Consider the following 14,724-nt stretch of genomic DNA (forward strand, 5'->3'; position numbering starts at 1 on the left):
CTCCACGGCATAAAACGGGTTAGGATTTTGACCAGATGCTTTTTTCAGCGTTCCTCCGCTACTCAATTTCAGGCCATTAGCGGCGCGAAGGCGAAGGTTACCGCCAAGGGTTGATTTCATAGCTACCTTGGTCAGTTTTCCGTCTTTCCACTCCATAGTCACTACCTCAAAACCGCCAATTGCCCGCAGTCCGCCGATGCTGCCTACTTGCCATACATCAGGCAGGGCCGGCAATAAATGCACCGCTCCGTCGGCACTTTGCATGAGCATTTCAGTAATGCCCGAGGTACACCCAAAATTCCCGTCGATCTGAAAAGGAGGGTGCGCATCAAACAAATTATTGTAGGTTCCGCCTCCGTCTTTGGTGACGCCCAAGGGTGTAAGTTGGTTTTGAATTAGGGTATAGGCATGATTACCGTCCTGCAAACGAGCCCACCAGTTGACTTTCCAACCCATGCTCCAACCCGTCGAAACATCCCCGCGATGAATCAATGTGGTGCGCGAAGCATTGAAGAGTTCGGGCGTACGATAGGGTGAAATTTGTACGGCAGGAAACAGCCCGTACAAGTGGGAAACGTGACGGTGATGATCGTTGGGGTCATCTACATCATCGAGCCATTCCTGCAATTGGCCATGTTGCCCCACATGCATCGGAGCCAGACGACTGCGTAGATTTTTGAGCGTATCGACAAAAGCGGCATCTTTTTTCAAGAGTTGGGCCGCTCGAATGGCCGTATTGAATGCATCGAAAACAATTTGGTTGTCCATCGTCGTTCCAGCATCCAACGACGAACCAGCGTGGGCTTTCGGAGCGTTTTCGGGAGAACTTCCCGGGTTGATAACCAGCCAATGATATTTTGGATGTTCAACTAAAAAATCAGCATAAAAGGAAGCAGCTCCTTTCAGAATGGGATAAATTTCAATCAAATAGGCTTTATCACCGCTGTACAGGTAATGTTCCCAAAGGTGTTGGGCAGTCCAGCCGCCTCCCCCCGTCCACATTCCCCAAAAGGCGCCGTCAATCGCGCCCGTTGCCCGCCAAATATCGGTATTGTGGTGCGCCATCCAGCCCTTTGCTCCGTACATAACACGCGCCGTTTCCTGCCCTGTCTCCGACAGTTCTTTTACCATCTTCAAAAACGGCTCATGGAGTTCGGCAAGGTTTGTTTTCTCAGCGGGCCAATAGTTCATCTGCGCGTTGATGTTTATGGTGTATTTGCTGTCCCACGGTGGATTCATTTTGTTATTCCAAATCCCCTGTAAGTTAGCTGGTTGACTACCAGGCTGAGAAGAAGAAATCAACAAATAGCGACCAAACTGATAGTAAAGCGTCACCATGTGCGGGTCGTTAGCGGTTCGGAAATTTCTCAAACGCTCATCAGTGGGGAGTTTAGCCGCTTCAGTTTTTCCGAGATCTAATCGAACACGATTAAAGTACTTTTGGTAAGCAGCAATATGCGGAGTTAAAATTGAGGCGTAAGATTTAGGATAGGCTTTGTCCAGATACGCGGTTGCCCGGGCGTTCTCGTCACCGCTGATGTCTTTGTAGTTATTGAAATTGGTAGCAATAGAAATATAAATGGTGGCGGTTGTGGCCCCTTTTACCGTAATGGAAGTGTCGTTGGCAGTCACATTACCACCTACGGTTTTGATACGGGCAATGCTCTTGAAATTGACCATTCCCTTTACTCCTTCGTGGTCCGAAGTGGTTCCGGAAAGAGTGAGCTCGTTTGGAGCTGTCGTATTGATTACTCTTTTTTTGTGAAGTGTAGCATAAGAAGCCACAAACGTAAGGCTGTTGGGTTTACTGGCTGTCAAATGCATCACGATCACCTGGTTGGGAAAAGACGCTAAAATCTCCCGCGTGTATTTTGTTCCGTTGACGGTATAAGTGGTTTGGGCAACGGCTCGTTCGATGTCCAATTCTCGATTATAATCGGTGTAATTTTCGTGACCTTCCAAGGTGAGGTGCAGATTTCCAACGGGTTGAAACATTTGCCCATGTGATTTTTTGGTAATGATCGCTTTATTGGCTAACCGCTCGGCATCTTTTTGTTTTCCCTCAAAAATCAATTGGCGAATTTCTGGCAAGGCCGCCAATGCCTCCGGATTGTCGTTGCGGTTAGGGCTCCCGCTCCAAACGGTGTGTTCATTTAACTGAATCGTTTCTTTTTCCACATTTCCATACACCATTGCTCCCAGTCGACCATTGCCGATGGGCAGGGCATTTTCCCAGGTGTTGCCAGAGGGTTTGGTATACCAAAGTTTCAGGCTTTTACTTTCCTGAGAAAAACTCAGGAAAGAGACAATCAGTAAACAAAAAGTGAAAAATGGTTTCATTAATAACAGGTTGATACAATATATAGTGACGTAATTGACTGTTTATGAACTGATTACTTATAACACAAATAGAATGTGTAAAATTGACACATTTATGTGTACAAAAAAAATAGTGATGGTAACACTACCGCTTTTATGCATTCAAAAAATTGATAATCGTAAACAATCAGTTCAAGACAGAAAAGTTATATTTATTACGTAAATTATGCAAACATTTTATTAAATAATTAAAAAGATGTAAGAGGACACCTACCTCTTACATCTCCAGTCGTTCTCTTATTTATCTACAATATTCAATTAATAACCAGGATTTTGCGTAAAAGGAGGACCTTCAACGGTGCGGTCAATTTGCGACTGAGGTATCGGTCTTAGAACATGAAAATCTTTGACATAGGCAGATGCCTCCTTATTCCAAGCCTGTATACGTCTTACCAATGTTTTGGTACGAACTAGGTCTTGGTATCGCATCCACTCACCAAAAAATTCTCTGCTTCGCTCATCCAGAATAAAATCAACGGTTACATCATCGGCGCCGATTGTCATCGCAGCAGCGGCAGCGGCATTTTGAGCTGCCGTATTGGTTTTGCGATAGGCAGCTCTTTGACGAACCACGTTGAGCAGTTCAGCAGCCTTTGCCTTGTTTCCCGACATAAGATATGCTTCGGCACCTACTAAATACACTTCAGAAAAACGAGTAATCACTACCGGGCGAGTAGAAGGGTCATTGAAGTTACTGCCACGGCTTGGATCCATGTGTTTTTTAATGGCAGGATATAAATTAGCATTCCATGTACTCGGAGGAGCAATGATTCCTTTGAAAGGTCTCGTTCCATTAAACTGCGGCGCTCCTACCACCTCATAATCCGTAATCCATACAGCGGTATCAATACCCACTTGCATTGTGTAGCCGATACCCCGTTTATTATTGGCCGCCGTTGGCGTATTGGTTACGGCGGTATTGGAGATATAAACCGTATAAAACGTATTGTTAAATCGTGAATCTACATCTCTTTTTACAAAAGCCTGATCAAGAAAATAATTTTTGCCATTGGTTTGATTTACACTATTTGGGCGAATACGGGCATAAGGGCGGCCATAGTACGAATCACGTATCATCCCTGACGTTCCAGAGTTTACCAATACACCGGCAGCGTTTACGAAAGAGTTAATACCGCTGTTATTTGGATAGTTCCAATTGGTAAACCAAGGCGTTAGGTTATTGGCAAAACCGCCACTTTCGCCAGAGCCTAGTCGATAATAGCCGTATTTGGCGTCGTTTGAGTGGTCGCTGACAAACAAAGTTTCTTTGCCGTAATCATTTGCTGGCACAAAAGCGTCGCCGAAATCCTGCCATAAATCAAGCCCGTAAGCTGCTTTATTGGTAATAAGCTCATTCGAGATTTTTGCAGCTTCCGCAAAGTCTGCCTGCGAATTGGTCAACCAACCGCGCGTCAGGTAGGCTTTTGCTAAAAAGAACAAGGCTGTGGGCTTAGTAGCAGCTTTGCCTAAAAAGGGTGCGGTTGGCTTATCAGGCAATGCCGCCGCCGCTTCGGTTAAATCCTTAATGATTAACTTATATACCTCAGCTGCGGGGTCTCTTTTGGCGCTTTGCGAGGGTAAGGTGATAAACTCAGTGTGCAATGGCACATCTCCCCACGTCTGAACCAAATAAAAGTACCAGAAAGCCCTCAAAAACTTAGCCTGCGCCAAATACTGGTTTTTTGTTGCTTCGGGCAAGTCAATATTTTGCCCGAATTTTAATACACCGTTGATGGTGTTGATGCTTGTAAAAGCAGCTCCCCATGCCGACCCAAAGTTGGTACTGTTAAGGCCGTTAAATGTATGTATTGGGCCGCCGCCACTACTTGCACCCTGAATAAATTCGTCGGTACCAGCCTGCATTTCTGAAGAAAATCCTTCGGTTCCCCATTGACCGCGGATTTCATTGTATACCCCAGCAATACCACCCAATACACCCGCTGGACTATTGAAAAATGAGGGGACAATTTGCGATTGCGGATGCTCTTCCAGGATTTTTCCGCAGCTTAAACAGAAAAATAAAGCGAAGGCAATGATTAAACTATGTATTTTTTTCATCTTGAATTAAAATTTAAGATTCAAACCTAATGTATATTGACGAACTGGAGGGTTGTTTAAATTTACCGTCACGAAACGGTTAAAATTGCCTCCCTGAATGGTGTTACCGTAGCCATTTCCTTCGGGGTCAACGGCAAGCTTGGCTTTTACTAAAGGCGAATAAATGATAAAAGGATTGGTGGCATTCAAATAGATACGGGCCGAAGAAACCCCGATTTTGTTAAGTACCTTGGCATTGACCGTATAACCTACGTTGATACTTCTCATTTTAATAAAAGAACCATCTTGATAAGAAGTCGTAGACGTAAAGTTGCGTACACCGCCGCCTGCATCAGGTCTAGGGAAGGCATTGGTTGGATTTTCGGGGGTCCAGTAATCCATTACCAATTGGTTTGAACGACCTTGGTTAAGGAAACCAAAACCCGAACCGCCGCCTGAAGTACCCGATAAGTACGGAACCACTACTTTCATTCCCATCCGAGCAAAGGTGACAAACGACACATCAAATCCTTTGAAGCTGATTCTGTTGGTCAAACCACCTTCCCATTTAGGTTGAAAATTGCCGATAATTTTACGGTCATTGGCATCAATAACCCCGTTATTGTCAACGTCTTCCACTCTGATTTCACCCGGAAGTTGTACAGGTGATGTTTGTTTTTTCAACGTACCATTATCCAAATCCGCCTGCTGCCAGATTCCGATTTTGTTGTAGTCATAAATGACAGTAAGCGGATGACCAACAAACCAGAAATTTCCTTTATTATCCAATTCTGACGGTGTAGTAAGCTGCGTGATTTTTTCACGGTTTAAGAAATAAGTCACATCAGTGCTCCAATTAAAACCACCTTTATTTCTGAAGATGTCAAACGTCAATGATGCTTCAAAGCCTTTTCCTTCGGTTCTTCCTAAATTTTTGAGGGTTGAGCCTGCACCGTTACTTTGGGGGAGGTTGACCGAAAGCAAAATATCTTTCGTTTTTTGGTAATACACATCAAATGACCCCGTGATACGGTTGTTAAATAAACCGATCTCTAAACCAATATCCGTCTGGGACGTGGACTGCCAACCCAAATCACTCGCTGGCAGACTGGTCACGGTATAAGCAAGCGCCTGTCCAGCCGTCGTTGTACCAAAGTTATAGTAACCCGTTGAAAGCGCTCCCAAGGTAGCATAAGCCCCTACGTTTCGGTTGCCGGAAATTCCCCAACCACCTCTCAGTTTCAAATTTGACAGGAAGCTCAGGTTTTTCATAAACGGCTCGTCGATGAGGTTCCAGCTTAAACCGATTGCTGGGTAGTTGAAGTACTGATTACCCGGCGATAAGGTAGAAGACCCATCTCGGCGGAAGGTAGCCGTTAAGATGTATTTATCATTAAACGTATAGTTCAAGCGGGCCATGTAAGACAATAGCCCCGTTTCACCAAAACTTCCGCTACCAGTAGGTTGACCAGAAGCCAATGAGAAGTTGGCGGTTTGAATATAATCGGCAGGAACCCCTCTTACGTTAAAACTGCTGCCCAAATTATGATTTTTGGTAATTTCATAGAGCGCAGTCAAACCAAGCCTATGTTTTGTAGCAAATGTTTTATCGTAATAAAGCAAATGCTGCATGTTTACGTCCCAATATTCAGTATTTCTAACATCAGCATTGGATACATTTTGGTCAACTCCAGTATTAACAAATGTATTGGGAGGGCCGTAGCCATTAAAATGCACTTGACTAAAATTTAGACCCGCATTGAAACGGTATCTTAGGCCATCTAAAATGTTTACTTCCGCGTACAAACTATTGAATGTTCTGATCGAACGCTCGTTGGAAAGAATATCATCTCCGCGTGAAATAAGGGTAAGTGGGCTTACGGCTTGGGCTTCAATCGTTCCACGTTTGGGATTCAGTAGTACAGTGCCATCATCGTTGTAGGGCTTGATGAGTGGCGATAAACGAACCAATTCCGTCGGAACTCCACCGCCTGCTGGGTCATTTCTGCGCGTAAGCGTATTAATTGTGTTTAAACCAATTTTAACCCGTTTTCCAATTTTCTGGTCGATGGTGGCACGGATTGTAAAACGGTCAAAGTTTTGGTTTGGCATAATACCCGTTTCATTAAAATAGCCAAGCCCCATACTGTATTGCGTATTTTCTACACCACCCTGTAATCCAAGTTGATGGCTTGTGTTAAATCCTTGCTTATACATTAAATCCTGCCAGTCGGTAGAAACTCCTGCAGCAAGGTTTGCCTTTTCTTCTTCGGTAAGTGGGTAAGCTGTTGTACCAGCTCCTTGGGTGTTCAGTGCGGCCGATTGCTCCTTGAATTTTGCGTATTGCGCCCCATTCATGACGTTATATTTGCCCATAATGCTCGTCACACCGTGGTAGCCATCATACGTCAGAATCGGTTTGCCTACTTTCCCTCTTTTGGTGGTAATCAAGATGACACCACCAGCCCCTCTCGAACCGAAAATGGCCGTTGCCGATGCGTCTTTCAAGATTTCAAGGTTTGCGATATCGTCAGGGTTTATGTCATTCAGTCCTCCAAACGGAATACCATCTACCACCACAAGGGGGCCATCCAGACCGTCACCGTTTCCTGTCGTAATGGAGCGGTTACCACGGATACGAATGGATGCTTGACTACCGGGCGTAGAGCCGTTGCTTACGATTGACACCCCAGCCGCCCGTCCTTTGAGTTGGTTAAGCAGGTTGGGAGCTGGTACTTCTTTCAACGTAGCCTCGGTAACTGAAACAACCGCTCCCGTTACGTCCCGCTTGCGTTGCGTACCATAGCCAACAACCACTACCTCATTCAGCGTTGACTGGTCTTCGTCTAATTCGATGTCGATGGTGGAGCGGTTTCCTACCAACACCTCTTGGGTCTTATTACCAATCGAGCTGAATACTAAGGTTTCGTTTGGGGAAGCATTGATTGTATAGACTCCCTCGTTGTTGGCTGTTGTTCCTCTTGCTGTTCCTTTTACCAATACCGAAGCACCGGGTATCACCCCGTTCGTTTTTGATTTGATGATTCCCTTTACGGTTTGTGCATTGAGTGTAAACCCCGAAAGGATCAATAGCAAAATACACCACGCCCAATAGCCATGTTTATTTTGCCACTGTAAAATGGAAGGGTTGAATTGTTTCATAGTATAAATATGATTGGTTGAATAAATTATATAATCTTCCTTAGTACGGCCGATTATTTGTGGATGTAAAGTAAGCGCCCTAACAAAAAACTAAGTAGCACGTTTCACCAAATCTATGTTCCGAATGTTTAAAATTGTCAATTTGACACATAAAGTATCACAAAAAGGGCTTGGCCTTTCTTGAGGTGGGAAAAATCAGACCATAATTGCACAGAAGCTTACTGACCCAGAGACAGGGTAAATAGAAGTGGAGTTTGTTTTAATTTTTCTTTATTTAATATTAAAATCAACCCAGACACTCAATAAAATTGAACGTCGATAAAGCAAATCAGTAAGTTGCTATGGAGCGCTTAGCGGGGCATACTTTTAGCAGAATCTCTTTTCAGTTGTATGTACTCAGAAGGCGACACACTGTACTTAGCCTTAAATGCCCTTGCAAAATAGTTAGGATTAGAGAACCCAACAGCGTAGCCAATTTGCGAAATCTTCATATCGCTTTTTTCCAGTAGTGTCACGGCCTTTTTAAGTTTGATGGAGCGCACAAATTCCACGGGTGTTTCTCCCGTCAGACTCAACACCTTATTATACAGCGTACCTCGGCTCATAAACATTGTTTTGCTCAGAATGTCCACCGACAGATCTGGGTCTTCAATGTGGTCTTCTACATAGCGAGAGATTTTCAGCAGGAATTTCTCATCCTCCGAAACGAGTTCTATTTCTGGAGTTTCGAGATTAATGTGTTTACTGTAGGTATTTTTTAAGGTAGTGTTAAGATTGAGCAGGTTGGTTATCTTCAGATTCAAAAGCTGAAAACTAAAGGGCTTTGTAAGATAATCGTTTGCTCCTGTTTCAAGTCCCTTCAATTGGTCAATTTCTTCGGCCAATACCGTGAGTAAAATGACGGGTATGTGCTTGGTTCGATTATCATTTTTGATTTTTCGAACCAGTGCCCTGCCGTCCATGTTGGGCATGTTTACATCGCTCACAATGATCTCTGGATGACACGCAAGGGTTTTTTGCCAACCTTGTTTTCCATCTGACGCCTCAATAATTTTATATTTTGCCTTTAGGTTTTCTTTTAGATAGATTCTAAGGTCTTCACTGTCATCAACAATCAAAAGGATTGGCTTTCCAATTTTTGAATGATCGTCGATTTCATCTTCGCTGGTTAAAGGCACTGCAATGTCCTGCTTTTCATCTTGGGCGTCCGTTAGACTTAACGTTTGGTTTGATAATAAAACCAAGGGCAAATGCACCATAAAAACACTTCCTACCCCTTCTTCACTCTCCACTTTTAGGGTGCCGCCATGAAGTTTCACAAACTCCTGAGTAATTGAAAGTCCAATGCCACTACCTTGGTTGAGGATATTTGGCGTGGTATTGATTTGATAAAACCTGTCAAAGATTTTCTCCAACATATCAGTTGGCATCCCTATTCCAGTATCTTCAATGGTTAGTTTTATCCCATTTTCAGCCTCTGCATCAATACTGAAATAGACCTTCCCTTCTTCATTGGTGAATTTAATAGCATTAGAAAGTAAATTTAATAAGATACGTTCCAGCTTTTCCTTATCAAAGATTGTGTGATACTCATTAAATGCGCTTTTAAAGTCAAGCTGAATGTTTTTGCGCTCCGAAATGTATTTAAATGAATCCACAATCTCCTTTGCAAAGGACACGAGATCACCTTCGGCAAGGTTTAACTTCAGTTCATTATCTTCTATCTTACGAAAATCAAGCAGTTGGTTTACGAGGTTCAAGAGTCGTTTTGCATTTCTATTGATTAGATTCAGTGTATCCAGTTTTTCAATGCTTTTTTCCTGAAACAACAGACTTTCGATGGGATTTAAAACAAGCGTGAGTGGCGTTTTTAATTCATGGCTCAAATTGGTCAAAAATTTTATTTTCACCTGTTCCAACTCCATTTTTCGTTCGGCATCATTTCGTTCTTTTTCTATAAGATGCTTTACTTCAAGGCGTTCTTGCTCCAAAGCAAATTCATTTCTCAATTTTTGTATTCCTCGTCTTCGTATGGTCCACAGTGCGGTCATCAAGAGGGTCAAATAGATAAAATAAGCGTAGTAAGTGCGCCAAAAAGGTGGATTTACGACAATAGCGATGGTTTTTTCTGGCGAATGCCAAGAGCCATCTTCGCTTTTGGCTTTTAATCTAAACGTGTACTTCCCTGGGTCTAAGTTGGTGTAAACGGCCGTGGTAACGGAGCCAACATTATTCCACTCTTTATCAAAACCTTCCAACATGTACGAATATTGACTTTCGTGCGGGGCGGTATAATTCAACGCGACAAAGTCTAACGAAAAGTTTTGCCGATAGCTCAAATTAATCTCTTTAGCAACAGATATGTAGTCAGTAATTTCCGAATTGTCGATGGGGTTTGCGCTTTTGTTATTGATTTTCAAATCCGTAATGACAATGGGCGGTACATTCTTGTTTTGGTAAAGCATTTTAGGGTAGAAGTAATTAAAGCCATCAAGCCCGCCAAAATACATTTCGCCCGAGATTGTTCTTAAACCTGCCCCAACGTTAAAGGTACTTTGCTGTATGCCATTATGATAGGTGTAATTCTTGAATATGCTTTTTTTAGGGTCAAATGTACTTATGCCCTTATTGGTACTTACCCATAATTTACCAAATTCATCTTCCAGAATTTTATAAATCACCCCATTTGAAAGCAAATGTTCTTCGCTGTATTGGCTAAATTGTTTGTTTTTAGAATCATACAAACATAACCCGCCCCCAAATACACCTACCCAAATATCCCCCTGTTTGCTGCAATAAATGCTTAGAACCCTATCTAAAGGGAGTTTACTATTACCGTGATTTAAGACCGTAAACGTTTTTTGGACAGGGTCATATACCGCAACCCCTGAGCCATTTGACCCAAACCAAAGTTTACCGTGTTTATCTTCTTCAATAGCATTAATATAACCATTGATAGATTTATTTTTTCTGGCGTTTTTGGGCAAAATTTCATCAAAATGAAGTAACTCTCCCGTTTTGGGATGGTACACATATATCCCGTTTCCGTTTGTGCCAATCCAAATATTTCCTTGACGGTCAGCTTTTAAGCAGTTGATAGGGGTATTAGAAAAATCGGTTTTACTTTTATTGATAGCAAAATTCCTTACGGTATTAGTGGTTGTATTTACCGCATAGAGGCCGTCGAGGTATGTACCTACCCAAAGTTCATTGCCCAACGGCTCCAAAGCCAAAATAACCTCTCCATTCTCTTTTGTTTTGTTGAGCGCAAAACGTTTGATAAAGCCTGTTTTTTTATTGAAGATATTGAGTCCACCACCATCAGTACCCACGTAAATATCACCCGATGGACTTTCGGCAAATGAGGTAATCGAACCCGCAGTCAGTCCACTTGCATCCGATGGATTAAACTGTTTATGATTGAAAAATGCCAGGTTAACATCATATTTATTTACGCCTCCTTGAAGGGTACTAATCCAATAAATCCCACAATTATCTAAATAAATATCCCTTACCGATCGGCCAACAAAGCCACCAATTGCACTGTATTTTCCTGATATTGAGCTTTGTATCCTTTCAACATTCCCATTGTTAGGGTCAAAAATATTGAGTCCATCTTCGGTTCCAACCCATAATTTACCCGTATTGTCAAATAAAAGTTTGAAGATACTGTTGTTAGTCAATGTGTTTTTATCGGACTTGCTATTTTTGAAGTGAATGAAAGTTTCACTTTGTACATTCATCTTATTTAAGCCACCATCAGATGTTCCTATCCATAAGTTTCCATATTTATCTTCCACTATGGACCTAACGGTGTTATCTGAGATGCTGTTTGGATTCTCTTTATTGTGAAGAAATCTCTTAAAACTTCCATCTTTAGGGTTAAAAAGATGTAGTCCAGCTTTGGTGCCGACCCAAACATTGCTTCTACTATCCTCAAATACACAAAGGATCATCTCAGAGTTTAATGTTTTATCATCCGTTGGGTCAACTTTATAAGCGTTTATTTTGTGGGTTTTGGTATTAAAATAGAACAATCCACTATAGGTTCCGACCCAAATATTGCCGTTATGGTCGGTGCATAAACTCCGTATCCAGCCAATTTTGGTAAAATCGTAATTGATAAAATTATTTAAACTTCTATTGTAAACGGAGAGCGTAATGTTGGTACCAACCCATAAATTGCCTTCTTTATCTTCCAACATCGCCATTACCGCCCCTCTCCCTATACTTGTTGTATCATTTTCTCGATGTCGATATACCGTAAAATTATGCCCATCAAATTTGTTTAAGCCGTCTTCGGTTCCAAACCACATAAAGCCATATTTATCTTTTACGATGGCATTTACGGTATTTGAAGCCAGCCCATTTTTACTACTGAAATTGATGAAATTATATTCTTTTTGCTGCCCAAAGGAATAATGGGCCCCAAAAAACAGAAGAACTATATATAAAATATTTTTCATCTTGACCTCCTTCAAATGCAACCTTTCATGGTTTTGGCCCTAATAAATGTACCCCTTTTATTGATTCATTCGGCGTAGACATTATCAAAAGACTAAGTAGTTGACGTGGCCCACTTTACTTCCGAACTCAGCGGCTGTTTCAACCAACGAATAGGTGGTAAAATACAAATCGTCTAAGGTAAATACACCGCTTCGGCGCTGGATCGCCCCAATAATTTTATACGTTTGAGCATCAGGGTAGTCTTACCAATTCCGCTTTGCATAATTTAACATGCAAATAATAGTCTATTTTGCACAATAAAATATGCAAAATAGACTATTTCTACCTAATCCAACCTTTATCGAAAACCATCAAACCTTAGAGAGTAATGATTGGTCATTCGGTAAGCAGTTGAAATTACTTCCCTAGTTTGGTTTGAATTAAGGTTACAATTTCCTTGCGATTTTTGGATTTGGCAAAATCTAAAGGAGATTTCCCATCGTGCGAAAGAAGACTCAAATCTGCATCAGCGGCCAACAGTAATTTAACAATATCAATGTTATCCTGCCAAATCGCATCATGTAGAGCGGTATAACCATTGTAAGGGCCTTGCTTATTGATGTCAATATTGTATTCTATCAGGAGTTTAGCCGCTTCTGTTCGGCCAGCATAGGCAGCGGCATGTAAAGCCGTGGCCTTCATACCCGGGTCAACGGCACGCACATCCGCGCCAGACGCTAATAACAACTTTACGATTTGGTTATATCCCTTATATGCTGCAATGACCAACGGAGCATCCTGATTTGAATCCAACTCATTGACATCCGCGCCGTTTTGGATGAGTTGCTCCACAAGCGAAAGGTTATTTTTATTGATGGCATTCATTAAAGCTGTCATATCAAGTCTTAATATTTTGAGTAAAGATTCTCTGAAATGTTAAAGTTTGCAGGCCTTATTACACGTGAGTGGCGCTTAAGGTGTTTAGTTATGGCTCAAATTAGTAAATGTTTACAATTTGTAAAAGTCCCTTTTCTATAAATGAACAGGATTTAACATTTACTCATCTTTTCAATCCTGAAAAGTGGGTGTTTATCAGTATCAACCTACAAAAAAGCAAAGGCCCGTGTGGGTTACACACGAGCCTTTTTACTTTGAGGATACCTTACTTAATTATTGAAGAATCCACATGGTTTTGTTAAAATCGTCGCTACCAGCATACTGCGACTGGATGGCACTATTTACGTTGGCGGTGTTGTAGTCAAGTTCCTTTTGCGGGTACTGCCACCGAACTGGTAATTTATCTGCTGGTACGTTCAAGTTTGATTTAGGGTTAACTGGAAACACTGGGAAACCAGTACGACGGTTTTCAAAGAAAGCATCAAACGGTGCGTGAAGCATGAACGTACTCAAGTAGCGCTGCGTAATAATCTGCTCAAGCTGTACTTGCTCACTTGCCGTCGTCTTCAGTTTAACTTTGTCCGAAGCCACGTAGGTATCAATATAAGCATCCGTAATTTTGCGATTGTGATGGAAAAGCACATTGTCGGGAGTGAATCCGGCCGTAAACTTCATACTTGCCTTGATACCATCGGTATAATGGGAGCTTGCCGAACTCGTAATCCAGCCACGCACGGCTCCTTCAGCCAACATAAATTTCAACATGGCATAGCTAAGTACATACACAGGCTCAGCATTGGCAAGCTCCAAATAGCGGCTGTTTACGTTAGAATAATCTTTGCCCCCAAAAATGGTCGTCAACTCTGCATAGACCATGGATGGGTCAAAACCTAAATAAGAATCCCAGCTATCAACCGCTGCCCCTTTGGCTATTTTCACCGGTGAAGGATCGGCATAGTAGAATAAACGATAGTCGTTCAAATCTTTCAGTTTGTCCACGACCACATTCGTCATCATGGTATACAGACGGGTCGTGTTACCTAGTTTATAGAAAGGATAACGCTGCCCGGCAAGGTCGGCATACACCAACTGGAAGTTATCAGCATTGCTCTCGAAGATTGGTTTGCTGGTTACAATCGTGTTGAATCTTTCTTTGACTTTTAAATCAGCCTCCCCAGTCTTACGGTACAAATGCAAAAGCACCTGAAGCTCAAAAGTATTTACAAACTTTCTCCACTTGGTGATGTCGCCACCGTAAATAGGATCCCCGTCGAATTTGATACCAGCGGCAAAAAGTTTATCTGCCTCTTCGAGTTCATTGAGGACTCCTGCCATTACTTCCTTTTGGGTCGAGTATTTAGGGTTCAATGTTCCTTTTTCTCCCAATAATGCCTCTGCATAAGGAATATCTCCCACCTGCATCGATAACCAGAAGAATTTGTACGCTTTCACAAATTTACCCAATGCCGTATAGGAATTTTTGTAGGCACCTTCGGGGGCAAGTTCAATCATTTTCTCAACGTTGTTGAGCACCGTAAGTCCGTCAAAACTTGCGCGTCCCAAGTAATTGTACTGCGCGTTTTCGGGAAATTCCATCCGAATGATAGACTTGCCATTCATCATTGACCCGATGCTTCCGAGCGAATTTCTCGAAATATCAAGGATGAGTGTTGTTGCAAGCAATGGCGCCGACGCTTTGGTCGCCGCATTGGGGTTAGTGTTGATTTCTTCAAACTTTGAGCAACTGCCCATCGAGAGACCCACAACGCCAATAAGTAAGTATTTTTTCCAAGTAAATTTCAT

At 42.3% G+C, this 14,724-nt stretch carries 6 protein-coding genes; all 6 read right to left on the reverse strand.

Annotated features, from left to right (window positions below; genetic code table 11):
* A partial coding sequence (locus DR864_RS29020; protein ID WP_162794290.1) for a glycoside hydrolase family 95 protein occupies window positions 1-2,340 on the reverse strand: 2,340 nt, incomplete at its 3' end.
* 297 nt (window positions 2,341-2,637) lie between these two features.
* The gene (locus tag DR864_RS29025) at window positions 2,638-4,437 is read right to left on the reverse strand and encodes a RagB/SusD family nutrient uptake outer membrane protein (protein WP_114070650.1); all 1,800 of its coding nucleotides are present in this window, start codon (window positions 4,435-4,437) and stop codon (window positions 2,638-2,640) included.
* Window positions 4,438-4,443: 6 nt separating this feature from the next.
* A complete protein-coding gene (locus DR864_RS29030) occupies window positions 4,444-7,578 on the reverse strand; it encodes a SusC/RagA family TonB-linked outer membrane protein (protein ID WP_114070651.1) in 3,135 nt (1,044 codons plus the stop codon).
* Between the two features lie 350 nt (window positions 7,579-7,928).
* Window positions 7,929-12,044: a hybrid sensor histidine kinase/response regulator transcription factor gene (locus DR864_RS29035; protein WP_114070652.1), complete on the reverse strand. Its 4,116-nt coding sequence runs from the start codon at window positions 12,042-12,044 to the stop codon at window positions 7,929-7,931.
* A 397-nt stretch (window positions 12,045-12,441) separates the two neighbouring features.
* Window positions 12,442-12,921 (reverse strand): ankyrin repeat domain-containing protein, encoded by a 480-nt coding sequence (locus DR864_RS29040; RefSeq protein WP_114070653.1) that lies wholly within the window; start codon window positions 12,919-12,921, stop codon window positions 12,442-12,444.
* Between the two features lie 273 nt (window positions 12,922-13,194).
* Window positions 13,195-14,724 carry a SusD/RagB family nutrient-binding outer membrane lipoprotein gene (locus tag DR864_RS29045; protein ID WP_114070654.1) on the reverse strand — a complete coding sequence of 510 codons (1,530 nt, stop codon included), beginning with the start codon at window positions 14,722-14,724 and terminating at the stop codon, window positions 13,195-13,197.

This window comes from Runella rosea (genome assembly GCF_003325355.1).
Classification (GTDB): domain Bacteria; phylum Bacteroidota; class Bacteroidia; order Cytophagales; family Spirosomataceae; genus Runella; species Runella rosea.